Annotated in this window: 20 protein-coding genes; 10 read left to right on the top strand and 10 right to left on the bottom strand. The window is 68.1% G+C overall.

Features of this window, described 5'->3' with window-relative positions; all coding sequences use genetic code 11:
- Positions 1 to 3: 3 nt before the first annotated feature.
- Positions 4 to 1,644, bottom strand: a complete 1,641-nt coding sequence (pgi, locus tag APZ21_RS27205) for a glucose-6-phosphate isomerase (protein WP_054816123.1) — start codon at positions 1,642 to 1,644, stop codon at positions 4 to 6.
- 188 nt (positions 1,645 to 1,832) lie between these two features.
- Here pgi and APZ21_RS27210 point away from each other — a divergent pair, with 188 nt between their 5' ends.
- The gene (locus APZ21_RS27210) at positions 1,833 to 3,287 is read left to right on the top strand and encodes an NAD-dependent succinate-semialdehyde dehydrogenase (protein WP_054816124.1); all 1,455 of its coding nucleotides are present in this window, start codon (positions 1,833 to 1,835) and stop codon (positions 3,285 to 3,287) included.
- Positions 3,288 to 3,364: 77 nt separating this feature from the next.
- On the opposite strand, the gene APZ21_RS27215 is transcribed toward APZ21_RS27210, so the two are convergent.
- A complete protein-coding gene (locus APZ21_RS27215) occupies positions 3,365 to 3,658 on the bottom strand; it encodes a chorismate mutase (protein WP_054816278.1) in 294 nt (97 codons plus the stop codon).
- A 381-nt stretch (positions 3,659 to 4,039) separates the two neighbouring features.
- On the opposite strand from APZ21_RS27215, the gene pcrA reads away from it, so the two are divergent.
- Entirely contained in the window at positions 4,040 to 6,766 is a 2,727-nt protein-coding gene (gene pcrA, locus APZ21_RS27220; RefSeq protein WP_054816125.1) for a DNA helicase PcrA, read from the top strand.
- An 80-nt stretch (positions 6,767 to 6,846) separates the two neighbouring features.
- Entirely contained in the window at positions 6,847 to 7,272 is a 426-nt protein-coding gene (locus APZ21_RS27225) for a hypothetical protein (protein WP_054816126.1), read from the top strand.
- Here APZ21_RS27225 and APZ21_RS27230 read toward each other — a convergent pair whose 3' ends face one another.
- The 5 genes from APZ21_RS27230 to APZ21_RS27250 all read right to left on the bottom strand — a co-directional run bounded on the left by APZ21_RS27230 (position 7,273) and on the right by APZ21_RS27250 (position 13,312).
- Positions 7,273 to 9,579, bottom strand: coding sequence for a tetratricopeptide repeat protein (locus APZ21_RS27230; protein ID WP_338048726.1), 2,307 nt, complete (start codon positions 9,577 to 9,579; stop codon positions 7,273 to 7,275).
- A 101-nt stretch (positions 9,580 to 9,680) separates the two neighbouring features.
- Complete coding sequence (locus APZ21_RS27235; protein ID WP_156371360.1) at positions 9,681 to 10,151, bottom strand: hypothetical protein; 471 nt, start codon at positions 10,149 to 10,151, stop codon at positions 9,681 to 9,683.
- Between the two features lie 227 nt (positions 10,152 to 10,378).
- Complete coding sequence (locus tag APZ21_RS27240; RefSeq protein WP_054816129.1) at positions 10,379 to 10,729, bottom strand: hypothetical protein; 351 nt, start codon at positions 10,727 to 10,729, stop codon at positions 10,379 to 10,381.
- Positions 10,730 to 11,008: 279 nt separating this feature from the next.
- Entirely contained in the window at positions 11,009 to 11,842 is an 834-nt protein-coding gene (locus APZ21_RS27245) for a M23 family metallopeptidase (RefSeq protein WP_054816130.1), read from the bottom strand.
- Between the two features lie 387 nt (positions 11,843 to 12,229).
- On the bottom strand, positions 12,230 to 13,312 hold the full coding sequence (locus tag APZ21_RS27250; RefSeq protein ID WP_371852400.1) for a M23 family metallopeptidase: 1,083 nt from the start codon (positions 13,310 to 13,312) through the stop codon (positions 12,230 to 12,232).
- 808 nt (positions 13,313 to 14,120) lie between these two features.
- Here APZ21_RS27250 and sucC point away from each other — a divergent pair.
- The 6 genes from sucC (at position 14,121) to purH (ending at position 21,763) form a co-directional block, all read left to right on the top strand.
- Positions 14,121 to 15,302, top strand: a complete 1,182-nt coding sequence (gene sucC, locus APZ21_RS27255) for an ADP-forming succinate--CoA ligase subunit beta (RefSeq protein WP_054816132.1) — start codon at positions 14,121 to 14,123, stop codon at positions 15,300 to 15,302.
- A 12-nt stretch (positions 15,303 to 15,314) separates the two neighbouring features.
- Positions 15,315 to 16,229 (top strand): succinate--CoA ligase subunit alpha, encoded by a 915-nt coding sequence (gene sucD, locus APZ21_RS27260; protein WP_054816133.1) that lies wholly within the window; start codon positions 15,315 to 15,317, stop codon positions 16,227 to 16,229.
- Positions 16,230 to 16,448: 219 nt separating this feature from the next.
- On the top strand, positions 16,449 to 17,537 hold the full coding sequence (locus APZ21_RS36075; RefSeq protein ID WP_054816134.1) for a DUF5336 domain-containing protein: 1,089 nt from the start codon (positions 16,449 to 16,451) through the stop codon (positions 17,535 to 17,537).
- A gap of 149 nt (positions 17,538 to 17,686) precedes the next feature.
- Positions 17,687 to 19,411 (top strand): cell division protein PerM, encoded by a 1,725-nt coding sequence (locus APZ21_RS27270; protein WP_054816135.1) that lies wholly within the window; start codon positions 17,687 to 17,689, stop codon positions 19,409 to 19,411.
- A 107-nt stretch (positions 19,412 to 19,518) separates the two neighbouring features.
- Positions 19,519 to 20,178 (top strand): phosphoribosylglycinamide formyltransferase, encoded by a 660-nt coding sequence (gene purN, locus APZ21_RS27275; protein ID WP_054816279.1) that lies wholly within the window; start codon positions 19,519 to 19,521, stop codon positions 20,176 to 20,178.
- Positions 20,171 to 21,763 (top strand): bifunctional phosphoribosylaminoimidazolecarboxamide formyltransferase/IMP cyclohydrolase, encoded by a 1,593-nt coding sequence (gene purH, locus APZ21_RS27280; RefSeq protein ID WP_239476832.1) that lies wholly within the window; start codon positions 20,171 to 20,173, stop codon positions 21,761 to 21,763. The genes purN and purH overlap by 8 nt, the downstream gene beginning before the upstream one ends.
- A gap of 78 nt (positions 21,764 to 21,841) precedes the next feature.
- Here the strand turns inward: purH and APZ21_RS27285 are convergent, their stop codons facing one another.
- Entirely contained in the window at positions 21,842 to 22,288 is a 447-nt protein-coding gene (locus APZ21_RS27285; protein ID WP_054816280.1) for a hypothetical protein, read from the bottom strand.
- Positions 22,289 to 22,530: 242 nt separating this feature from the next.
- On the opposite strand from APZ21_RS27285, the gene APZ21_RS27290 reads away from it, so the two are divergent.
- Positions 22,531 to 23,121 carry a LysM peptidoglycan-binding domain-containing protein gene (locus APZ21_RS27290; RefSeq protein WP_054816137.1) on the top strand — a complete coding sequence of 197 codons (591 nt, stop codon included), beginning with the start codon at positions 22,531 to 22,533 and terminating at the stop codon, positions 23,119 to 23,121.
- A gap of 124 nt (positions 23,122 to 23,245) precedes the next feature.
- On the opposite strand, the gene APZ21_RS27295 is transcribed toward APZ21_RS27290, so the two are convergent.
- The gene (locus APZ21_RS27295; protein ID WP_054816138.1) at positions 23,246 to 24,034 is read right to left on the bottom strand and encodes an AAA family ATPase; all 789 of its coding nucleotides are present in this window, start codon (positions 24,032 to 24,034) and stop codon (positions 23,246 to 23,248) included.
- 31 nt (positions 24,035 to 24,065) lie between these two features.
- Positions 24,066 to 25,673, bottom strand: coding sequence for an MFS transporter (locus APZ21_RS27300; RefSeq protein WP_054816139.1), 1,608 nt, complete (start codon positions 25,671 to 25,673; stop codon positions 24,066 to 24,068).
- Positions 25,674 to 25,699 lie beyond the last annotated feature (26 nt).

A 25,699-nucleotide genomic window follows, 5' to 3' on the forward strand; every position in this document is an offset into this window, starting at 1 on the left:
CGGTCAGCGCCGGTGGTCGCGGTACCAGCGGATGAGCGCGTCGGTGGACGAATCGTCCTGCGGTTCGGGATCCTCGGCCGAGGTCAGCAGCGGTTCCAGGGCGAGGGCCTGCTGTTTGCCGAGTTCCACGCCCCACTGGTCGAAACTGTCGATACCCCAGATGCTGCCTTCCACGAACACCTGATGTTCGTAGAGGGCGATGAGCTGCCCGACCACCGACGGGGTGAGCCGCGGCGCCAGAATCGTGGTGCTCGGTCGGTTGCCCGGCATCACCTTGTGCGGCACCACCGCGGGATCGGCGCCCTCGGCCGCGATCTCCTCGGCGGTCTTGCCGAAGGCGAGCACCTTGGTCTGGGCGAACAGATTGCTCATGAGGATGTCGTGCATGCTGCCGGTGCCGTCGATGGTGGGCAGATCGTCGGTGGGCTGGGCGAATCCGAGGAAGTCCGCGGGGATCAGCCGGGTGCCCTGGTGCAGCATCTGGTAGAAGGCGTGCTGGCCGTTGGTGCCGGGTTCGCCCCAGAAGATCTCGCCCGTCGACGTGGTGACCGGGCTGCCGTCGGCGCGCACCGATTTGCCGTTGGACTCCATCGTGAGCTGTTGCAGATAGGCCGGGAAACGCGCCAGATCGTTGGAATAGGGCAGTACCGCACGCGATTGCGCGCCGAAGAAGTTCGAGTACCAGACCCCGAGCAGACCGAGCAGCACCGGCGCGTTCGTCGCCAACGGCTCGGTCGCGAAATGGGTGTCGACGGTGTGCATTCCGGCCAGGAACTCCGCGAATCTGCGGTGGCCGATGGCGGCCATCACCGATAGGCCGATCGCCGAGTCCACCGAATAGCGGCCGCCGACCCAGTCCCAGAAGCCGAACATGTTCGCGGTATCGATGCCGAACGCCGCGACCCGCTCGGCGTTGGTGGAGACCGCGACGAAGTGTTTGGCGACCGCGTCCTCGCCGAGCGCGGTCACCAGCCAGCGGCGCGCCGCGGTGGCGTTGGTGAGGGTCTCCAGTGTCGAAAAGGTCTTGGAGGCAATGACGAACAGCGTGGTCGCGGGATCGAGGCCGTCGAGTTTCGCGACCAGGTCGGCCGGGTCCACATTGGAGACGAAGCGCGCGGAGATGCCCGCGTCGGCGTAGTGGCGCAGGGCCTGATGCACCATGACCGGCCCCAGATCCGAACCGCCGATGCCGATATTGACCACGGTGGCGATGCGCTCGCCGGTGGCTCCGCGCCATTGACCCGATCGCAGCGCGTCGGTGAATTCGCCCATCCGGCGCAGCACCTCGTGCACCTGCGCGCCCGCGTCGGCGCCGTCGATCACCATGGTCTCGCCCTCGGGCAGCCGCAGCGCGACATGGCCGACGGCGCGGTCCTCCGAGGTGTTGATGTGCGCGCCCGCGAACATGGCGTCGCGATGTTCGGCCACCCCCGCCTCGCGCGCCAATTCGACTAGTAGATCAATGGTTTCCCGCGTGACGCGGTTCTTGCTGTAGTCGATGCGCAGATCACCGACGGTGACCGTCAGTTCACGGCCGCGCCCGGGATCGGCGGCGAAGATCTCCCTGAGATGCCGCCGGGAGATGTCGTCGAAGTGTTCGTGCAGTTTCCGCCATGCCGCCGTGGCGGTGATGTCGCTGCTCACAGTCGCCGAGGGTACAAGCAGCCCGCGGTGGCCGCACGGGAGGCACCGCCCGGTGGGACGGCACGTCCAGGGCGATTCGTCCCGGACACGCTCGCGCACGCGGCTGAACTGCGGATATGACGTGCGGTCGATCTCGTACCGCTCGGAAACGCAGTTCTCGCGTCGGGGAGGCCGATTAGGCTGGGGCAATGGCGTCCGACAGCGAAGTCCTGCAATCCGTGCCCACCGCACTGTGGATCGGCGGTCCGGTCGAAGCGACCGGCGGCGCCACGTTCCCGGTGCGCGATCCGGCGACCGGGGAGGTGCTGACGCGGGTCGCCGACGCATCGCCCGCGGACGCGATGCGCGCGCTCGACGCCGCGGTCGCCGCGCAGGCCGACTGGGCCGCGACCCCCGCCCGCGAACGCGGCGAGATCCTGCGCCGGGTCTACGAGCGCATCACCGCCCGCGCCGAGGAATTCGCGCTGTTGATGACCCTGGAAATGGGCAAGGCGCTGCCCGAGAGCCGCAACGAGGTCCGCTACGGTGCGGAATTCTTCCGGTGGTTCAGCGAGGAGGCGGTGCGGATACACGGCCGCTACCTGCACGCACCGTCCGGAGCCGGGCGAATCATGGTGCACAAGCAGCCGGTCGGCCCGTGTCTGGCCATCACGCCCTGGAATTTCCCGCTGGCGATGGGCACCCGCAAGATCGGTCCCGCACTGGCGGCGGGCTGCACCATGATCGTGAAGCCCGCCTCGGAGACCCCGCTCACCATGCTCGCGCTTGCCCAGCTGTGCAGTGCGGCGGGGCTGCCCGACGGCGTGCTCTCGGTGATAACGACCTCACGGTCCGGTGCCGTCACGGGGCCGCTGCTCGAGGACCCGCGGCTGCGCAAACTCACCTTCACCGGCTCCACCGAGGTCGGCAAGAAGCTCGTCGCGGCCTCGGCGAACAAATTGCTGCGCACCTCGATGGAACTCGGCGGCAACGCGCCCTTCGTGGTCTTCGACGACGCCGACGTCGACGCCGCGGTGCAGGGCGCGATGCTGGCCAAACTGCGCAACGGCGGCGAGGCGTGCACCGCGGCCAATCGCTTCCACGTGCAGCGCGGCGTACTGGAGGAGTTCACCGCGAAACTCGTGGACGTCATGTCGAATTCGGTCGTCCTCGGTCCCGGCTCCGACCCGGCGACAACGCTCGGTCCGCTCGTCAATTCCGATCAGTTGAACACCGTGTCGGAACTGGTGGACGACGCCGTCGGCGCGGGCGCGACGGTGCGGCTCGGCGGTAAGGCGCCCGGGGGTCCTGGCTGGTTCTATCCGGCGACCATCCTGTCCGAGGTGCCGCCCACCGCCCGCATCATGAGCGAGGAGGTGTTCGGCCCGGTGGCGCCGATCGTCGGATTCGATACCGAGGCCCAGGGCCTCGCCGCGGCCAACGACACCCGGTACGGCCTGGTCAGCTACGTCTACACGCGCGATCTGGACCGGGCGTTGCGCATCGCCGAGGGGCTGGAATCCGGCATGGTCGGCGTCAACCGTGGTGTGATCTCCGATCCGGCCGCCCCGTTCGGCGGCGTCAAGGAGTCCGGCTTCGGGCGCGAGGGCGGCAGCGAGGGCATCGAGGAGTACCTGTCCACCAAGTACATCGCGTTGACCTGATCGGACGAGACGACCGCCCCGGGGTCGGAACACCCGGGGCGGCCAGGGGGAGGCGGTGTCTTGCGATCACCGCGGGTTCAGTGGCCGAGTCGACCGCGACCCAGACGCAGCAGCAGCATGGCCAGCGTGTGGCCTTCCTGGCCCAGTTCGCTGAAGCGCTCGAGTACCTTCATCTCGCGGCTGTGCACCAACCGAGGGCCGCCGGACGCCATTCGGGTCCGGCCGATGATGCGGGAGATCTCGGTGCGCCGCTTGACCGCGGCCAGGATCTCGGCGTCGAGCCGGTCGATCTCCTTGCGGAGCTTGTCGATCTCCGCTTCGGTCTGCGGCAGAGCCGCATCGGACCCGGTGGCCGTCGCAGGGGTGCTCATCATTCATCTCCTCGTGTCAGAACGTGGATCGAGTCGCGAGCGCCGCTCGTTACCGTCCGGTTCCTTCACCGTGAATCAGACCTGGTGGGGCTCTCCATAGTCCCCCAGAGAAGTGCGCTCAGCTATGAAATCGCGATCTCCGGTATCCGGCTGTTAGCCGAATCCGACATATCGCGACAGCGCTGATCATGAGGCCAGTCTGCCACGGGTCGGCAGTTGTGCAAAACGATGGAATTTGTGAATCATCTGAGAAGGACGCGCCGATTTGCGGAACGGCGCGAAACTCGCAGTTCACCCACCGTTCGCTTGCTGTCCGGTGACCGGCGTCGTCCGGTCGGGGGCTTCAACTCTGTCGGTGGCCGCCGGTAGCGTGGATGGGCAATGGACATCACGGTGGCTCCCCAGACGCAGGCCGGGCACGACCGGCATACCGACCCGGCACGGAATTCGCAGGTCGACGCCGGTCGTGCCGGACCTTCCGCGTCTTCGGGGGCTCCGGCGTCTTCGGGGGCTCCGGCGTCTTCCGGGGCTCCGGGATCTTCGGATTCCGCCGCATCACCGGCGACACCGTCGCTGGCCGAGCGGGCGCAGCGCCGCGCCGACGATCAGCAGCGCCGCCGCGCCGATCACGACCAGCGTCGCGCCGAGGAGGCCGACCGGCTGTTGGAAGGGCTCAATCCGCAGCAGCGCGCCGCGGTTGTGCACTCCGGTTCGCCGCTGCTGATCGTGGCGGGTGCCGGATCGGGCAAGACCGCCGTGCTGACCCGGCGCATCGCCTATCTGCTCGCCGCCAGGGGCGTCACCCCGGGTCAGATCCTGGCGATCACCTTCACCAACAAGGCCGCCGCCGAGATGCGCGAGCGGGTCACCGGGCTGGTCGGCCCGCGCGCCAACAGCATGTGGGTCTCGACATTCCACTCGAGTTGCGTGCGCATCCTGCGAATGCAGGCCGCGCTGCTGCCGGGGCTGAATTCGAATTTCTCGATCTACGACGCCGACGATTCCCGGCGTTTGCTCACGATGATCGGTCGCGATCTCGACATCGACACCAAGAAATACACTCCGCGCCTGCTGGCCACCGCCATATCGAATCTCAAGAACGAACTGATCGGCCCGGAACAGGCCACCGCCGACGCCGAATCCGACGACACTGAACTGCCCGCGCTGGTCGCGCGCGTCTACACCGAATACCAGCGCAGGCTGCGCACCGCGAACGCGCTGGACTTCGATGACCTGATCGGCGAGACGGTGGCGCTGTTGCAGCGCCACCCCCAGGTCGCCGAGTACTACCGGCGGCGCTTCCGCCACGTACTGGTCGACGAGTACCAGGACACCAACCACGCGCAATACTTCCTGATCAGGGAGTTGGTCGGTCATCACCTGCGCGCCGATGCCGACGATACCGCCGCGGGCGCGGCCGCCGCGGACCCGGATATCGCCGGGGCCACCGAGATCACGGACGCGGTCGAACCGAGCGAATTGTGCGTGGTCGGCGACGCCGATCAATCGATATACGCCTTCCGCGGCGCGACGATCCGCAATATCGAGGAATTCGAACGTGATTTCCCCGATGCCGAGACCATTCTGCTCGAACAGAACTACCGCTCCACCCAGCACATTCTGTCCGCGGCGAACGCGGTGATATCGCGCAACGAGGGCAGGCGCGACAAACGGCTGTGGACCGATTCCGGCGAGGGCGATCTCATCGTCGGCTATGTCGCCGACAACGAGCACGACGAGGCATCCTTCGTGGCCCGCGAGATCGACCGATTGGTGGACCAGGGCGAGGCCAACTACGGCGATGTCGCGGTTTTCTACCGCACCAACAACAATTCGCGCGCGCTGGAGGAGATCTTCATCCGTATGGGGCTGCCCTACAAGGTGGTCGGCGGCGTCCGGTTCTACGAGCGCAAGGAGGTCCGCGATATCGTGGCCTACCTGCGTGTGCTGGAGAATCCCGATGACGCGGTGAGTATGCGCCGCATTCTGAACACCCCGCGCCGCGGCATCGGCGACCGGGCCGAAGCCTGTGTCGCGGTGCACGCCGAACATCGCGGCATCGGATTCGCCGCCGCGCTGCGCGACGCCGCCGACGGCAATGTCGCCCTGCTCAACACCAGGGCGCAGCGGGCCATCGGTGGCTTCCTCGACCTGCTCGACGAGATCAGGGCGGCGGGCGTACGCGCCGACGCCGACTTCCCGGATGTCGGCAACGTGGTGGAGGCGGTGCTCGACCGCACCGGCTACCGCGCCGAACTCGAATCCTCCGACGATCCACAGGACGGCGCGCGGCTGGACAATCTCAACGAATTGGTGAGCGTCGCGCGGGAGTTCAGTTCCGAGGCGCACAACAACGCGGAGGCGGCCCGCGAGGAGGGGCTGGTGCCGGAGGCGGTCGACGGCGAACCCGAACCCGGCTCGCTCGCGGCCTTCCTCGAGCGGGTCTCCCTGGTGGCCGATACCGATCAGATTCCCGACGAGGGTTCCGGGGTGGTCACCATGATGACCTTGCACACCGCCAAGGGCCTGGAATTCCCGGTGGTCTTCGTCACCGGTTGGGAGGACGGCCAGTTCCCGCATATGCGGGCGCTGGGCGATCCCACCGAACTAGCCGAGGAACGCCGCTTGGCCTATGTCGGCATCACCCGCGCCCGCAGGCGGCTGTACCTGACCCGCGCGGTGGTCCGATCGGGCTGGGGCCAGCCGGTCTCCAATCCGGAATCGCGCTTCCTCCAGGAGATTCCGGGTCACCTGATGGATTGGCGACGGCTGGAGTCCGCCGGCTCGCCCGCCGCGCGCGGTCTGCGTCGCCGCGGCGAGGACGAAGGACTCGAACGCGACTGGACCCGAGGCGACGGCTGGGGGCAACCGCAGCGTCCCGGTGTACAGGGCCGGGGCCCGCGCAGGCCCGCACCGGGCGGAGCCACCCGCAACAACACCGATCTGGTGCTGGCGGTGGGCGACCGGGTCAGCGACGACAAATACGGTCTCGGCCGGGTGATCGCCGCCGAGGGTTTCGGCCCGCTGGCGACGGTGACCATCGATTTCGGCACCGCGGGCAAGATCCGCCTGATTCCCCAATACAGCCGAACCCTGGTGAAGCTCTGAGGCCCGCTACCACTCATTAGGACCATCGAGGGCCGAACGACCCTCCCCGCGCGAAACCTCCGATCGGTAGGGTCCGCCTGATGGAGACTTTCGCACAGCATCTCGTGTGGTTCTTTCCGATGCTCTGGCTCGGAATGGTGCTGGCCATTTCCTTTCTCGAAGCTCCGCTGAAATTCCGCGCACCGGGCATCACGCTGCCGCTGGGATTGGGTATCGGCCGCTTGGTATTCCGCGCGTTGAATATCGTCGAGACCGTCCTCGCGGTACTGCTGGTGTCGTCCTTCGCCATTCTCGGCCCGTCCACCGCCGACTGGATCTGGCTCGGGATCGCGGTCGTCGTCCTCGCGGTGCAGGTCGCGCTCGTGCGTCCGCCCTTGAGCCGCCGCTCCGACCGCGTCTTGGCCGGCGAGGACCTGCCGCGCTCGCACGCGCACTTCGCCTATATCGGTCTCGAGGTCGTCAAGGTCGTGGCACTGATCGGTCTGGCGATCGTCGTCACGCCGTAGTCAGCGGTCGTTCCGGTCCGTTGTCCGAGAGTGATCGGCGGGTTCGGCGCTCGCTGTCGGACGGGTCAGCATTCCACCGTAAGGCTGTCGCGCCGAGACCAGGTTGTCGCGGACGGCCACGGTGACGGGATGGTCAGGACTCAATGCCCGCTCACAGTCGGTGAGAGCCTGTTCATAGAGCGGTACCGCCTCATCTACTCGCCCGATCGACTCGTAGATGTAGGCGAGGTTGTTGCGGGAGGTGAGGGTGTCGGGGTGGTCGGGGCCGAGTACTCGTTCTCGGTCGGCGAGGGTCTGTTCGTGTAGTGGTATGGCGTCGTCTACGCGTCCGGCTGAGATGTAGGTGTGGGCGAGGTTGTTGCGGGAGGTGAGGGTGTCCGGGTGGCCCGAGCCCAGTACCCGTTCCCGATTGGTGAGGTTCCGGGTGTGCAGGGCGATGGCTTCGTCCAGTCGCCCCGCTGAGGTGTAGGTGTGGGCGAGGTTGTCCCCGGATGAGAGGGTGTCGGGGTGGTCGGGGCCCAGCATTCGACCACTGTCGATGAGGTTCTGCTCGTGCAGGGCGATGGCTTCGTCCAGTCGCCCGGCCGCTCGGTAGGTGTAGGCGAGGTTGTTGCGGGAGGTGAGGGTATCCGGGTGGCCCGAGCCCAGTACCCGTTCCCGGTCGGCGAGGTTCTGCTCGAACAGCGGTATCGCCTCGCCCAGGCGTCCCGCCGACTCGTAGGTATAGGCGAGGTTGTTGCGCGAGGACAGAGTGTCTGGATGATCCGGGCCCAGCAACCGCTCCCGCTCGGCGAGAGTCGGTTCCAATATCGAGATCGCGTGATTCAGGCGTCCCGCCGACTCGTAAGCGTGTGCGAGATTGTCGGCATAGCACAGGGTGTCGGTGTGGTCGGGCCCCAATAGTCGGATGCTGTCGTCGAGATTCTGCTCGAATTGCCAGATTGCCTCACCCAGGCGTCCTGCCGACTTGTAGGCGTGGGCGAGGTTGTCGCGGGAGGTCAGCGTATCGGGGTGGTCAGGGCCGAGTATAAGTTCATGATCCGAATGGGTGTGATGAGCGAGGCTGATCGATCGGGCGGTATCGGCGGCGTTGATCAATTGACCAGTCGCCCAACGACGGGCGGCCAGTACCCGGGCGAGAGTTTCGGTGTCGAGATCGAAAGAGAGATTGATCGCGTCCCACAATGCGTATATGTGGTCGACCAGGCGCGACCCTTCTTCGCGACGTCGGAATGCTTGCGCCTCCTCGAAGAGCAGAGGATCGAGGACGGCCATCGTATGGGTCACCAGTTCGGCGAGCGTTCCGGTGGAGTAGGCACGTTCACGCGCGACACGAGCGACGAGCCGGTGCATGACCACTACCCGTCGAGTCGTCGACCAGTACAGAAGCGATCCGTCCACACACCGCTGCAATACGGCGTCGAGCCGACCATCGAAGTCGGGGAGCATCGCGTAATCGACCCCGTCAGGAGCGAGCATCGCCATCACACCCAACGCCCATCGCACACCGGTGTCGAGGTCTGGGTCCGCAGTGGCGGTTTCGCAGGTCTGTATCGAGAGCAACAGTGCTTGGTCCACTGCCAGGGGATGATCGTGGCCCGCGCGACGTGGGAGCACCGCGGGAAGACGGTGGGTGTGCAGGAGTTGCCGGTAGCGCGTGTAGTCCAATCGGCGGCCGGTGATCGTGGCTGCTGCCGCTGATAGCGCCAATGGCAGGTCGCCCAATGCCGCGGCTACAACAGCTGCCCCGTCCGGGTCCTTCAGTCCGGTTGCCGCGCCGAGATAGTGCACCGATTCTCGCCGGGCGAAGCCTTCACCGGCGTCGATGATTTCGCCGAGTTGAGTGAATGCGCGATCGGTGCTGGTAATCAATACCTTGGTCGCGCCTCCCGTAGGTAACAGGGAGTCGATGAGATCGGGATTGGTGGCGTTGTCGAACACCAGTAGCGCGGGTTCCGGACGCTCGGATAAGTGGTCTCGCAATCGATTGGCGGAGATCGAGGAGTCACCGTCGGGGTCCGCGACCCCGACCCGCGCGGCGATCTCGTCCAGACCCGCGTAGAGGGTGTCGGTCGTCTCAGCGTTGACCCATCCCACCAAGCTCATCCGGGCCACGATGGCATCGCGAGCATAGGCGGCGGCGACCTGCGTCTTACCTGCGCCTCGCATCCCGGTCACCACCACCGCCACCGGTGACCGTTCCAATACCTCCTCCAGCTCCTGTATTTGCGCACGGGCGATGAAATACGCTGCCTGCCGCGGAATTCGACCCACCACCACACGTCTCGGCGCAGGCGGGGGACTCACGAGATGGTTGACGACCTGCGTATTCGTGACGAAGTTCCCGCCGACGTAGGCGCCGGTGGCTGTGACGCCGGAATACGCGGCGGGGGCGGGCTCCGTCGCGCTCAGTGAGGGTGGGGCGGTTGCGGCACCACCCTCACATTCTGTACCGAGAACTTCCCGTCGACTTTCACCCGATCGGCTACCACCCCGTCGGCGCCCATCGTCTCGATATCGCGTATTTCGACTTCCCCGGCTTCGAGTTCGGTTACTCGCACACCCGCGATCTCGGCGGCCTGCGGCACTCGGTCGTGTATGACTTCCAACAACGCCTGCACAACGGCGGCGAGTTCCGAATCGGCCCTCGCCCCCGCTGCGGCTAGTTCCTCGGTCAGCACCACCCGTCTCGATTCGATCAGCGGGCGCGCTTCGACGATGTCTACGTCGACCGCCGGATACTTGTGTACGAGTAAGGCTTTGACCTTCTGATAGGAATCCGCGACCGCCTGTTTGGCAGTGTCGGTAACACCCGCCACCAGTCCCGCCGATACCGCTGACGCGGCCGCTGTTGCCGCCGCCATGATTGCTGGGTCCACCCCGCACAACCTCTCGCTCGAACGAACCGATGTCCACCCCCGAGCAGGTGTGAGGTTCAATTTAGCCTACGTCGACTGTCCGCGAGTCATTGCGACCGCGGCGGCGCGAGCTGCCGAACCCCGTGCGGGAGCAGGTCGGCGAGGGCCTCGTCCAGGGTGGGGTATCGAAAGTCGAACCGATGTCGCGCAGTACCCGAGCCCCGCCTTGGTCAACTGCACCACGCACTTCAGCGGGGGCGCAACCCATTCCCCGACGTGCTCGGCATCCCACTCGACCTGATGGAACGGCAGTTCGGCATCGCGGCGGCGAGTGCGCACGGTGACCGTCGGCCGCGGCAGAGCAGGTCGGTGGCGAGGTTGCGCCCGAGTGCGCCGGTGCCGCCCGCGATCACCACGGTGAGTGCGTCGGGCGCGGGTTCGATGCGGGCGGCGAGGGCGAGCCGGGCGAACACGACCCGGCCGTCGGCCTCGAGCAGCGATCCGGCCACCGCGCGCGCCACCGGCGCGGACGGACCCGCGAAGGTGAGGTGCTGGGTGACCACGGTGCCCGTGCCCTCGGGGCGCAGCGACCAGGTCACCGCATGACTCCCGCGGGTTCGGCCGTTCCAGGGTGAGCGACCGGCCCGGGGCCGGCGCGGTGATGACGAACGGCGGTGCTGTCCGGCGGTGCATCGCCCCCGTGATCGGCCCGCGCGGCACGTATCGTCCGCCGGTTCCCACGGCGACCGGACGGCCGAGACCACCGCACCACCGTCCGGGATTAACCACAACCGTCCACAGGATTTCCGGGGGCAGGTCGATGAACTGGGTGTACGTCGACGTACGAGCCATGCCCCTCAGGCTGATCCGCCGCGCTGTCAGTCTCGTTCGGGACCGAGGCTGATGCCTCGGGTGGCGAGCCAGGGCAGCGGGTCGATGCGATCGGTGCCGTTCAGCCAGACCTCGAAATGGCAATGCGGACCGGTGGATTCACCGCGATTGCCGACGGTCGCGATCTCGTCGCCCGCGGTCACGTGGTCGCCGACGGAGACGAGCGCGGTATTGATGTGCCCGTAGACCGTGACGGTGCCGTCGTCGCCGCGCAGTCGAACCCACATGCCGAATCCGCTGGCCGGTCCCGCGTCGACCACCGTGCCGTCCTCGACCGCGTAGATCGGGGTGCCGATGGGCGCGGCGATGTCGACACCCGGGTGCAGCACGCCCCAGCGGGCGCCGTAGCCGGAGGTGAAGGTGCCCGAGGTGAATTTGGTGAACAGCGGGCGCATCTTGGCGGCCTGCTCGGCGGCGATCTCCTCGGCGTAGCGCGCGCCGCTGTCGAGAAGATCGGCGAACCGCGTCGGATCGGGTGGTGTCACGGTTTGGAGGATTTCCGTACTGTCGGACGGGAGTTGCGGCGCGGGCGCGGCGACGGCGCTCGCCTGTCCGAGTGCCTCGAATTCGACGGTCTGCGCGGATTGGTCGGAAGGGCGCCACATCTGCTGTCCCGCCGCGGTGAAGGCGCCCGCGGCCAAGGCGAAGGCGACAACGCGGCCGCGCAGCGAATGCGGGGGCGGCGGCGTGCGATGCGCGCCGCGTCGCCGAGACCGCCGCGGCGCCCGCGGTTCATAGCTGAAAGATTGCTGAGGCCGGGGTTCTTCGTGCCGGTCGCTCCGCGCCCAGCTGTCGGCGGCCCAGTCGTCGTCGTACCTCACCGGATGAGTCGGGGGGTATGTCCGGAATGTCGGTAACTCGAAGATCGTCCGAAAAGTCCTGGTCTTCGTCCGGCGGTCACGATCAGTGCGGTATTCGCCACGCGCATCGAGTTTTTCAACCTCCGGGTACGGCCCAATCATCAGGTCCTCGGACCCTCGACGGTAACGATCAAATTGCTGAATCGCAATGCGCTCAGCTGTGAATCTCCTTGGAGTACGCAAGAATCGACGGCGCATCTGTGCCAATGCGCGCCCAGGCCCGCCTTCGCCCGGGCGACGGTGAGGGAGATCGGCATTCGACGCCGCGTTCGCGTCGCGAAATGAACGGCCGCGCAAGGGCGCACGGACGATGTCATCGTGCCGTGCGCCCGGTGCTCTCGGAGGCGATCAGTCTCCGCGCGGACCGAGGCTGATGCCGCGCGTGGCCAGCCAGGGCAACGGATCGATCTTGTCGGTGCCGTTCTGCCATACCTCGAAGTGGCAGTGCGGTCCGGTGGAGAAGCCGCGATTGCCGATGGTGGCGATCTGATCGCCTGCCATCACGCGCTCGCCCTGCGAGACGGTGGCGGTGTCGATGTGGCCGTAGATGGTGATGGTGCCGTCGTCGTGCAGCAGCCGCACCCACATGCCGAAGCCCGCCGCGGGGCCGGCTTCGATGACCGTGCCGTCGGCCACCGCGTAGATCGGCGTGCCGATGGGGCCCGCGATGTCGATACCGAGATGCTGGACGCCCCAACGGGCGCCGTAGCCGGAGGTGAAGGTGCCCGCCGCGAATTTGGTGAACAGCGGCCGGAGCTTGGACGCCTCTTGGGCGGCCATGTCCTCGGCGTACTTCTGGCCCTTCTGCAACATGTCGTTGAACTGGCCGAGATTCGCGGGTGTCGAGACGTTGAGCACCTGCGGCGAGGAGGGGGCGACGTCGGGATCGGCCACGCTCATGGATTGGGCGGCGATTTCGTGGATCTGCCCGGCGGCCTCGTAGTCGAGGGTGTTGGTGGCGGGCTGTTCCGGCGACGCGAAGGCGGCCTGCCCGGCGGCGACGACCGCGCCGGCGGCGACCGCGACGACCGCGGCGCGTCCCTTGAGGGAGGCGGGCGGGGCGGGCATCCGATGGGCGCCGCCGCGGCGGTTCGGATCGCGGGCCGGGATGATGGTCGGCTCGGCCTTGGCGGGCGTACCGGTCTCCGGCGCCCATCCGCCGTCGGCGTCGGGGGTCCACGCGCCGTTCTCGCCCGGTCGCCACGAACCATCGGATTCCGGCGCCCAGGACGCGTTCGAGTCCGGCGTCCAGGAGTTATCGGTATCGGATGTCCAGGCCGGGTTCGAATCCTGCCACGCATTGTCGGCGTCGGGCGACCACGCGTCACCGCTGGACAAGGCGCTGCCGCTCGACAAGGCGCTGCCGCTCGACACGGCGCTGCCGTTCGACCAGGCGCCGCCGTCCGACCACGAATTCTGTTGCACGGTCATCGACCAGTCGGTATCTACTGTCCAGTGGGGTTCCGCGGCCGGGGCGGCAGACTGCGCGGCCTCGAATCCGCCTGCTGCGGGCGCCGCGCCCGCGGCGGGTGCGTACCGGTGGGCCGAGCCGCGCCTGCGTCCGCTGTGATCGGCGTGCGCGAAGGGCTCGTCGTCGTCGCGATATCGATGTCCCGTCCGGGCGCTGTCACCGTGGGCGAGGGTGGAGCGATTGTTCATCGGCGGTACCACATCGTGGAGCTGGAGTGGATTGACCCGGAGGTCACGGCGCCGGTGATCCGGCGCGAGGGCGATGTCGGCTGATCCACGTCGACACGGCTCACCACCTGCGGAGCTTTGCGGTGCTGCTGCATCAAGGCTTGCCGTCCTCCTTACTGGGAACAACGGAGTCGTGATCTAGTTGTGACATCGACCGCAATGACGGTAACGAAACGATTGCGTGCCCCGCAAGCGCTGCACTCGTACTATTCAAACATGTGACATTGATCACGATAGGGGAACGGAATTTCTCACCGCAATCCGGGTGTTCGGGTGAGTTCGAGCGACGACCGGATGTAGTAGGCCGGTACCCGTTCCCGTCTTATCGAGCCCGACCTGCCGCACGGCCAAAAGCTACTCGCCAGTAGTCTTGACCGGCGGTTTTGCCGCCGTCGAGCATTCGCCCGTGACCTGCGCCACTTAGGATGAACGTGGCCGATTGGCCCTCCATGTGACTGGTTAGAGTCCGACCCGACCCGCTTCCGACTTCGGGCCGCCAACAAAGACGTTGTCATGACAACGCAGACGAGACGGTGAGTACATGGATCTCTTCGAATATCAGGCGAAGGAGCTCTTCGTTAAGCACGGAGTGCCTTCGTCCGAGGGCCGCGTCACGGACACGGCCGAGGACGCCCGCGCCATCGCGGAGGAAATCGGCAAGCCGGTGATGATCAAGTCCCAGGTGAAGGTCGGTGGCCGCGGCAAGGCCGGTGGCGTCAAGTACGCCGCCACCCCGGACGACGCGTTCACCCACGCGCAGAACATCATCGGCCTCGACATCAAGGGCCACATCACCAAGAAGATCCTTGTCGCCGAAGCCAAGGACATCGCCGAGGAGTACTACATCTCCTTCCTGCTCGATCGGTCCAACCGCACCTACCTCGCCATGTGCTCGGTCGAGGGCGGCATGGAGATCGAGGAGGTCGCCGCGACCAAGCCCGAGCGCCTCGCCAAGGTTCCCGTCGACGCCGTCACCGGAGTCGACCTCGCCTTCGCGCGCTCCATCGCCGAACAGGGCCACCTGCCCGCCGACGTGCTCGACGCCGCGGCCGTGACCATCCAGAAGCTGTGGGAGGTCTTCATCGCCGAGGACGCCACCCTGGTCGAGGTCAACCCGCTGGTGCGCACCCCGGACAACGAGATCCTCGCTCTCGACGGCAAGGTCACCCTGGACGAGAACGCCGAGTTCCGGCACCCGGACCACGCGGAGTTCGCCGATATCGACGCCACCGATCCGCTCGAGCTCAAGGCCAAGCAGAACGACCTCAACTACGTCAAGCTCGACGGCGAGGTCGGTATCATCGGCAACGGCGCGGGCCTGGTCATGTCCACCCTTGACGTGGTCGCCTACGCCGGTGAGAACCACGGCGGCGTCAAGCCCGCCAACTTCCTCGACATCGGCGGCGGCGCCTCGGCCGAGGTCATGGCCAACGGCCTCGACGTCATCCTGAACGACGCTCAGGTCAAGAGCGTGTTCGTGAACGTCTTCGGCGGCATCACCTCCTGTGACGCCGTCGCCAACGGCATCGTGAAGGCGCTGGAAATTCTCGGCGACGAGGCCAACAAGCCGCTCGTCGTGCGCTTGGACGGCAATAAGGTGGAAGAGGGTCGCAAGATCCTCGTCGATGCCGCGCACCCGCTGATCACGCTGGCGCAGACAATGGACGAAGGCGCGGACAAGGCGGCCGAACTGGCTGCTTCCACCAACGGCGCGGCCAAGTAAGGAAAACCGGAAATGTCTATCTTCCTGAACAAGGATTCCAAGGTCATCGTCCAGGGCATCACCGGCGGTGAGGGCACCAAGCACACCGCGCTGATGCTCAAGGCGGGCACTCAGGTCGTCGGCGGCGTGAACGCGCGCAAGGCGGGCACCACGGTCTCGCACACCGACTCCGACGGCAACGCCGTCGAACTGCCGGTGTTCGGCACTGTCGCCGAGGCCATCGAGGCGACCGGCGCCGACGTGTCCATCGCCTTCGTGCCGCCGAAGTTCGCCAAGGACGCGATCATCGAGGCCATCGACGCCGAGATCCCGCTGCTGGTGGTCATCACCGAGGGTATTCCGGTGCAGGACACCGCCTTCGCGTGGGCCTACAACGTGGACAAGGGCAACAAGACGCGCATCATCGGCCCGAACTGCCCCGGCATCATCACCCCCGGCGAGTCGCTGGTCGGCATCACCCCGGCCAACATCACCGGCAAGGGCCCGGTCGGCCTGGTGTCCAAGTCCGGCACCCTGACCTACCAGATGATGTACGAGCTGCGCGATTTCGGTTTCTCCACCGCCATCGGCATCGGCGGCGACCCGGTCATCGGCACCACCCACATCGACGCCATCGAGGCGTTCGAGAAGGACCCCGAGACCAAGCTGATCGTGATGATCGGCGAGATCGGCGGCGACGCCGAGGAGCGTGCCGCCGCCTACATCAAGGCCAACGTCAGCAAGCCGGTCGTCGGCTACGTCGCGGGCTTCACCGCGCCCGAGGGCAAGACCATGGGCCACGCGGGCGCCATCGTCTCCGGTTCGGCCGGTACCGCCCAGGCGAAGAAGGACGCGCTCGAGGCCGCGGGTGTCAAGGTCGGCAAGACGCCGTCCGAGACCGCCGCGCTCGCGCGCGAGATCCTGGAGAAGGCCAGCATCACCGCCTGATCCGCGCCATGTCGAACGAGGCCGCCGTGGGACGCCCGCGGCGGCCTCGCGCATTCCGGTCACCGGGGTCGAATCGTTATTCACGCTGCTATCGGCGTCCGGCCGGGGAATATCGGTCGAACGGCCAGTTCGTCGAGGATGACCCGCGCGGTGACGTGCAGTAGCGTCAGAAGGGATCCAGCCGAACACGACGTACGACTCGACCTAGGAGACGACGACATGTCCTACCCGACCGGGGGCTCCGGGTACAACACACCCGCGACGCCCTCAGCACCGTCCAATCTCGGCCAATCGCCGAGTGGTGCCGTCACAGGTTCGAGCGCTTCCGGTTCCGATGCCAAGGGGCTGCCGTTCTTCCTTGTGGTCGGCGTCGCGGCGCTCGGCGTGATCAATTTCCTGCTCGGATTCCTGCCTTTTGCGGCCCGTGAGTTCGTCAACCCGGTCAACGGGGCGAAGACCACCGCCGACAGCGCCAACGGATTCGAGGTGCCGGTCACCGGACTGCTCACGTTCCTGCTGTTCGCGGGCCTGGTGGCCGCGCTGTCGCTACTGCCCAAGCAGAACTGGAAGGCCGTGGCCGCGGCGGCTTCGCTCGCGGGCTTCCTCGGCCTGGCCTTCCAAACGTTGCAGTTGGGCGACGGCGTCGAGATGAAGTTCGGCGCCTACCTCATCCTGCTGCTTGCGCTGGCCCAGTCCGCCGCGGCCGTCGCGGCGGTGCTTTTCGACGTGGGCATCCTCACCCCGCCCGCGCCGAAGCCCGCCACGCCGCCCGCCCCGCCCGCCCAGCAGGGCGGCTACGGCCAGGGCGGATACGGCCAGCAGCCCTTCGGGCAGAGCCAGCAGGTCGGCTACGGCCAGCCGCAGGGGCAGTACGGTCAGCCCTCCTACGGAGCCCAGCCCTCGACCCCGCAGTACCCGTCGCAGCAGCCTTACGGGCAGAGCCAGCCCAGCCAGCCGACCTACGGTCAGGGGCAGCCGGGGCAGCCCGCCTACGGTCCGCAGCAGGGTCAGTCGCCCTACGGTCAGCAGCCCTACGGTCAGCAGTCCGCATACGGTGCGCCGCAACAGAATTCACCGTACGCGAGCAACCCGTCCGCGCAGCCGCGGCCCGACGAGAGCGCCACCCAGCACTTCGGCGGCGCGCAGGCCCAGCCCTTCGGCGGCGCGCAGGCCCAGCAAGCCCAGTCGCCCTACGGCCAGACCCCGCCGCAGCAGAGTGGTCCGCAGCCGCAGCCCTTCGGCGGTGAGCAGGGCAAGGATCCGTCCTCCGACGCCACCCAGGCGTTCCGGCCGGAGGACAAGAAATAGGTCGAAGTCGACGTCGATCGCATGCGAGCGCCCGGGAATCCGAAGGGAACCGGGCGTTCGTGCTGTCTGCCGAGCCGCGGCGCGCTGATGCGCGCCGCCCCGGCGCGCCTTCGCCGTTCGCGTCGAACGAACTGACACGCTCGAATGCCATGAGCTCCACGAGAAATCCCCCGGTTCGCCGCGACGCGGGCGGACGTGGCGTGCCGGATGACGGGCCGCGGCGCGCGCGCCCGGGGATGCGGCGGAGCGGGCGCGATCGCGAACCGGCCGGACCGGTCTGGCCGACCGGGGAACGCGCGCGGGCGCTGCTGTTCGTCGCCGCCCGCACCAGTACCACGGCACTGGCGGTCATCGTGACGGTGGTCCTGGTGGTGCTGCTGTCGGCCGACAGCGGACTCGACGGCATCTCCGGCGCCATCGCCGCGGGTTGGCTCACCGCGCATCAGGTGCCGCTGGTCATCGGCAAGACCGCGCTCGGGCTGCTGCCGCTGTTGCCGACCGCGGTGCTGATGTGGCTGACCGGCCGCGACTGCGCTCGCGCGGTCGAACCGGAAAGCACCCCTGCGGATCTGGGGTGGATCGTGGGCGCCGCGCTGTCGGGTCCGCTGCTGGTCACCGCGGTCTGTCTGGCGGTCGCCGAGGACGCCTCCGCGGTGGTCGCCCTGCAACCGCCGAACAGTCTCGTCGCCTTCGCCTGGGTCATCGCGCTCTACCTGACCGCCGCGCTGGTGGGTATCGCGAGTCGCGACCGGCGGGTGATCCCGGCCCGCGCGCTCGCGCCCGAGTGGCTGATCGCGGGGGTGTACGGCGCGGGCCGTACTCTGCTGCGCCTGCTCGGCTGCGCCGCCGCGGTGACCGCGGTGTCGTTCCTGGTGCACTGGTCCCGCCTCGGTGACACCTACGCCGCCGCGGGCGGTGCGGTCGGCTTCCTCGGGCTGACCCTGCTGTCGCTCGCCTACGCCCCGAACGCGGTGATCGGCGCGGTCGGCGTGCTCATGGGTCCGGGCGTGGGATTCGGCGAGGCGTCGGTGGGGGTGTTCTCGGTACGGGGCGGGCCGATTCCGGCGGTTCCGCTCATTGCGGTGCTGCCGACCGGGCCGGCGCAGGGTTGGTGGCCGGTGCTGCTGGTCGTACCCGCCGCGGTGGCCGTGCTCGGCGGCATCGATATGGCGCGGATCTCCGCCGACCAGATTCGGCGCCCGTGGGCGACGCTCAGCTGCGCCGGACTCGCCACCCTCGGCCTGCTGCTGCTCGCCGCGATCGCGGGCGGCGACCTCGGCAGTTTCGGCCACGTCGGACTCGATCTGCCGATCTTCGCCCTGGCGAGTTTCGTGTGGCTGGCACTGGCCGGATACGCGGGAATGGTCTTCGGCCGCTTGTTCATCGTCCCGGTCGGCACGCTGCCCGCTCGTTCCTCGCGCGCCCGCGACCGTGACGCCGCGTATACCGGGCCGGGCTACCGCTCGCGCGAGGACGACCACGCCGACCCCCACGAGGAAGGCCATTACGAAGACGACGGCTACGACGACGGTCATTACGACGACGGCGGGCACTACGACGGCGAGCACTACGACGGCGGGCACTACGACGGCGGGCACTACGACGAATCCGACGACTACCGCGACGACGACTACCGCGACGAGCCGGTCTACGCGGACACCGAACCCGCGCCACCGGGCCGCTCCCTGACCGACCTGACCGGCGACTACTCCTACCGCGACGACTACGAGGGCGAGACCTTCGTGGCCGAACTGCTCGACGAGCAGCCGGTCGCCAGAATCCGCCCGCCGCGATCCGTCCCGGCCCCGGAGATCGTGGACGCCGAAGTGGTCGAACCCGCCCCCGGCGACCGCGGGTCGAAGCGCGGGCGCTGACCGGGCGACCCTCTCCTACCGGTCGAGAGTGAGCCGGCCGACACCACTAGGCTTAGCCCGGCGGACATTCGCCCGCCGTCCGACTCTCTAGACCCAGGAGGGGAGCTCTGAGGTCCTCGAACGCCCGGTGGAAGCCCGCCGCGACCCCGGCCACCGTCGTCGTGCTCGCCTCGGGCGCCGGATCGCTGCTGCGGGCCCTGCTCGAGGCCGCGTCCGCCCCGGACTACCCGGCCGAGGTGGTCGCGGTGGGCGTCGATCGCAGCTGTGCCGCCACCGATCACGCCGACGCCGCGGGCGTACCGCATTTCCGGCTGGAGTTGGCCGATTTCGCCGACCGCGCCGCCTGGGATCTCGCGCTGACCGACGCGGTCGCCGCCCACCGGCCGGATCTGGTCGTCTCGGCCGGTTTCATGAGGATTCTCGGGCCCGCCTTCCTGGAGCGTTTCGGCGGTCGGATCGTCAACACCCATCCCGCGCTGCTGCCGTCCTTTCCGGGGGCGCACGCGGTGCGCGACGCGCTGGCCTACGGGGTCAGAGTCACCGGCTCGACGGTGCATCTGGTGGACGCGGGCATCGATACCGGCCCCATCCTGGCGCAGGAGGCGGTGCCGGTGTTGCCGGGCGACGACGAGGCCACTCTGCACGAGCGAATCAAGGTTGTCGAGCGACGGCTGCTGGCGGAGGTCGTCGCCGCCGTCGCGACCCGAGGCATTGTCTCCGACGGACGAAAGGCAGTTATTCCAGTGAGCGAGTATGCCGGTGACTGACAGCGGTGAACGTGCGAGTGAGCGCAAGTCGATCAGCCGGGCCCTGGTCAGCGTGTACGACAAGAACGGGCTCATCGAGTTCGCGACCGGGCTGCACGCCGCGGGCATCGAGGTGGTCTCGACCGGTTCCACCGCGGCGAAGATCGCCGACGCGGGTATCCCGGTCACCAGGGTCGAGGATCTGACCGGATTCCCCGAGACCCTCGACGGCCGGGTCAAGACGCTGCATCCCCGGGTGCACGCGGGCATTCTCGCCGACACCCGCAAGCCCGAACATATCGAGCAGCTCATCGAACTCGGCGTCGAGGCGTTCCAGCTCGTCGTGGTGAATCTCTACCCGTTCACCCAGACGGTCGCCAGTGGCGCGTCCCCGGACGAATGCGTCGAGCAGATCGATATCGGCGGGCCGTCGATGGTGCGCGCCGCGGCCAAGAACCACCCGTCGGTGGCGGTCGTGGTCGACACCGACGACTACGCACCGGCGCTCGCGGCGATCCGCTCCGGCGGCTTCACCCTCGCGGAGCGAACCGCACTGGCGGCCAAGGCATTCCAGCACACCGCCGGATACGACGTCGCGGTGGCGAGCTGGATGACCGGCGTGCTGGCGCCCGCCGTCGAGGAGCAGCCGTCGGCTTCGCCGTTCCCGGCTTGGATCGGCGGGGCGTGGCAGCGCGCGGAAGTGCTGCGCTACGGCGAGAATCCGCATCAGTCCGCGGCCCTCTACATCGCCGCCGACGGCCCGTCGGGCCTGGCCCAGGCCCGACGGCTGCACGGCAAGGAGATGTCCTACAACAATTACACCGACGCCGACGCCGCCTGGCGCGCCGCCTATGATCACGACGCGCCCGCGGTCGCGATCATCAAGCACGCCAATCCGTGCGGTATCGCCGTCGGCGCGGATATCGCCGAGGCCCATCGCAAGGCGCACGCCTGCGATCCGGTGAGCGCCTTCGGCGGGGTCATCGCGGCGAATCGCGAGGTCACCGTGGAGATGGCCCAGCAGGTCGCCGAGATATTCACCGAGGTGATCGTGGCGCCTTCCTATGCCGACGGTGCGGTGGAAGTGTTGCAGCGCAAGAAGAACGTGCGCATCCTGGTGGCCGAGCCGCCGCGGCGCGCGGGTGTGGAACTTCGCCCGATCAGCGGCGGAGTCCTGTTGCAGCAGCGCGACGTCATCGACGCCGATGGCGACGATCCGGCCAACTGGACGCTGGTCGCCGGTGACGCCGCCGATGCCGAGACCATCGCCGACCTCGAATTCGCTTGGCGCGCATGCCGTGCCGTGAAATCCAACGCGATTCTGCTCGCCGACGACGGCGCGTCCGTCGGCGTCGGCATGGGGCAGGTCAACCGGGTCGACGCGGTGCACCTCGCGGTCCAGCGGGCAGGCGACCGGGCCAAGGGATCGGTCGCGGCCTCGGATGCCTTCTTCCCGTTCCCGGACGGTCCGCAGCAGCTCATCCAGGCCGGTGTGCGCGCCATCGTGCAGCCGGGCGGTTCGGTGCGTGACCAGGAGACGATCGATCTCGCGCGCGAGGCGGGCGTAACCCTGTACCTGACCGGCGCGCGGCACTTCGCCCACTGATCCGCGGTTCGACGAGCGAGACGCCATCCGTGCCCGACGGGTGGCGTCTCTCGCTGCGCGGCTGGTTATTTCGCGGACTCAGACCGCGCTGAGCACCATCCGGTCACCGACCGGCGACTTCAGCGGCACCTCGAGCGTGCCGAAGACGGCGATCATGGTGCACATGCGGCCCACCGCGTCGGCCCGGGTACCCGCGCGCAGTTCGACCACCACGGTCTTGTCGGTCTCGCGCACCGAGGCGTCGACTCCGTAGCATTCCGGCGACCCGGTCTGAAAGCCGACCGCGATCCGGTCCGCACCGACCGGGGTCCACATGGTGAATGGAATCGGATGCGCGCCAACGATTGTCGGGTCGGCGGTGAAGACCCGGCCGTCGCTCGCGGCCGGGTCGCGAGTGGGCGTGCTGTTGGCGGCGGACGGCGAGGCGGGCGGCCGCGCGCCATCGTCGCCGCAGCCGGCTACGCTCAGCCCGAGGATGAGGGCGGCGATGGCGGCCGCGGTTCGCGCACTCGGTGTCCGGTCCATGCGCACCACCATAGTTGAGCGCGGGAGGTTGTCGCAGCAACCCCGTGACCGGTTCGTGATCTCCTGTGTGGCAATCGAACACGGCGGTGACAGCGAGACAGTGAACGTTCCGCGAACCCTGCGCGCAGACCTTTCGCACGGCGATTCGGGGCAGTATCGTCGGCTGGCGGCGCGCGCCCGGATTGTCCGGCGCGCGTCGCAATCGAATGCTCTGCACAGTAGAACTCTTCGAAAGGAACGTTGTGGGCGACACGCTGCGCGTAGGCGAAGAACTGGGACTGGGTCAGTCCCTCACCGGTGGTGCTTACACCCTCACCTTGCAGCAGGACGGCAATCTGGTGCTGTCGGAACCGGGCGGAAATGTCGTGTGGTCCACGCTGACTCACGATCAGGGCGTGCGGCGGGCCACCCTCCAGACCGACGGCAACTTCGTGCTGTACAAGGACGACGGCGCGGCGTGGTCGACCGAGACCGACGGTGCGGCCGTGGACCGGCTCGTCGTGCAGGCCGACCGCAATGTGGTGCTCTACGCGCCCGACGGCGGTGCGGTGTGGGCGTCGGGCACCGACACCGACACGCCGCTGCCCGCCCCGGAGCCGGTCGCCGAGCCCGCACCGGAGCCGGTGGCCGAGGACATCGCCGCCCCGGCCGTCGAGGACGTGCCGCCCCCGCCGCCCGCGGCGCGGACCTACGTCGTCGAGCCCGGCGACACGCTGTGGGCCATCGCCGAGCGGTTCTACGGTGACGGCAACCGCTACCAGGAGATCGCCGATGCCAGCGGCATCGCCAACCCGGATCTCATCGATGTCGGCCAGGTGCTGACCATCCCGTAACCGCCGCGGCGGGACGAGAAACGACGTGGGACCCCGGAACTGACTCTCGGGGTCCCACGTCTTCGCTGTGCGGGTCACGGCCGAATACGCCAGTTTCGGCGGCGACCGGGACCCACATGCGGTATCAGTAGCGCAACGCGTAGCCGAGTCGGCTCTTGATCGACTTCTTGCGCTGCGCGGCCTTGTAACGCGCGTCCTGTTCGATGGCGCTGATGGTCTTGCCGACCCGGCTGTGCGCCTCCGCGATCGCCTCCTCGACAGGCATCACCGTGTCGAGGTCGAACAGTTCGATGATCTTCGAGATCCGCTCCTGCACGGTGCCGCCCACCACTTCGTAGTGCACGCCGAGTCCACGGATGACCGACAGCAGGGTGTCGTCGGAGAGCTTGCGGAACGGTTCGGACACCGGCCGGTGGCCGTCGGCGGGCAGCGGGAACTCCACCGGCAGATGGATATAGGCGTCGTAGAGATGCGCGGCGCGGGCCTTGACGATCTCGCCGAATAGTTCGATGTACTCGCTCACCGGTGCCTTGCGGCCGAATCCCGAGAACGTCTTGACCGTTCTGGTCAGCAGTCCCGCGCCCGGGTTGATGCCGATCTGCAATCGCGCGGTGCCGTACACCCATTCGTGGACCACCGAACCATCGGAGACGAACGATTCCGTCCCCGACTCGTTGTTCAGCCGCTCCTCGAACCGCCGCAGTCCGAGCTGGAGCAGTTCGACCGAGTTGAGCTCGTTGAGCGTCTTGCCCGGCGCGATGTCCATCAGCAGCTGCCGCGCGGTCATGGCGTGCGTGCGCGGTATGCCGGTGGCCAGCGACAGCGCCTCGGTCGTCGTGCTCTTCCCGGTGCCGTAGGTGCCCGAGATCGCGAGCCGGATGTGATCGCGACGCTGTCCGCCGACCAGATACATGTTCGCGCCCTTTCGCCTGGTGGATACGGTGCTACACGCCGGTCCGCGCGGTCTCCGGTGCGACGACCTCGGTCGGCACGCCGGGAGTCTCCAGCGCGGCCTGGTCCAGATCGCCGCGCCGCAGGGTCAGCAGGGCGGTGACGCCCGAGACCGCCGCGACCAGCGCCGCGAGGACCATCGCGTTGTGCAGGCCGCCGACGAACGCCGATTCGGCCGCCGCGCGCACCGCGCCCGCGGCCGATTCCGGCACCGCGGTCAGCACCGAGTGCGGGCCGCCCGCGGCGACCGCGTCACCGGCCTCGGCGACCTTGTCGCCGAATGCGGCGCGCGCGGCCTCGGATTCACCGAACGAACTGCTCACCCGGTTCTGGAAGAAGGCGCCGACCGCCGCGATGCCGATCGCGAGGCCCGCCTGCTGGAAGGTCTCGTTGACGCCGGAGGCCATGCCCGCCTTGTCCGGCGTCGTCACCGCGATGGAGAAGGCCGCGCGGGGCGGATTGAAGATGCCCATGCCGAGGCCGATCAGCACCATGCCGGGAATCAGCGCGGTCCAGCTGGAGCCGACGTCGACGAGCAGGACGGCGGCCAGACCCGCCGCGATCAACAGCTGTGAGGCGCCGACCAGCGCGGCGGGGGGCAGTTTGACGACCAGACTGCCCGCGACGGCCGCGGCGACGAACAGCAGCAGGGTCAGCGGCAGGAAGCGCACGCCGCTGGCGAAGGCCGAATAGCCGAGCAGGTTCTGCACATAGGAGATCAGCAGGAACAGCGCGGGCATCACCGAAAGCGCGCACAGCGCGGTCACGATCGACAGACCGTTGAAGGTGCGGCTGCGGAACAGGCTCAGGTCGAACATCGCCCGGCCGGGACGGGTGATCTGGAGGGCGGCGAACACCGCGAGCAGCAATACCGCGAGAACGAAGCAGCCGATGATGCGCGCACTGCCCCAGCCGTCCTGCTGTCCGCGCATGAAGCCGAGGACGAGCAGGAACAGGCCGCCGGAGAAGGTCAGCATGCCGGGCCAGTCCAGCGGCGGCGGTGTGTCGCTGCGGGATTCGCGCATCTTCAGGTAGCCGATGACCAGCGCGACGACGGTCACCGGAATGTTGACCAGGAAGATCCAGCGCCAGCCCCAGCTCTGGGTGAGCCCGCCGCCGATGAGCGGGCCGAAGGCGATGGCGAGACCGGCGACGCCACCGAAGACGCCGAAGGCCATACCCCGGTCCTTGCCGCGGAATTCATTGCCGAGCAGGGCCGGTCCGACGGCGAACAGGATGGCGCCGCCGAGGCCCTGGACGAATCGCGCCACGATGAGCGTGATGTCGTTCTGGGCCAGTCCGCAGGCCAGCGAGGACAGGACGAAGATCACCAGACCGGCGTCGAAGACCTTCTTGCGCCCCAGCCGGTCGGCCAGCGAACCCGCCGCCAGCAGCACGGCGGCCAGTCCGAGCGCGTACGCGTCCAGGATCCATTGCAGCGAGGAGAAGGACGAATCGAACGCGGCGCGGATATCGGGCAGCGCGACGTTGACGACGGTGAGGTCGAGCATCAACATGAAGGTGGCGAGCGCGACGACCACGAGCGTCCACATGGGACTGTCGGATCGTTGCGGTGGCGCGTCGAAGCGGTTGGTTGCCATGGGGGAGCGGGTCCTTCGGTCTGTGT

Source organism: Nocardia arizonensis, assembly GCF_001310275.1.
GTDB lineage: Bacteria > Actinomycetota > Actinomycetes > Mycobacteriales > Mycobacteriaceae > Nocardia > Nocardia arizonensis.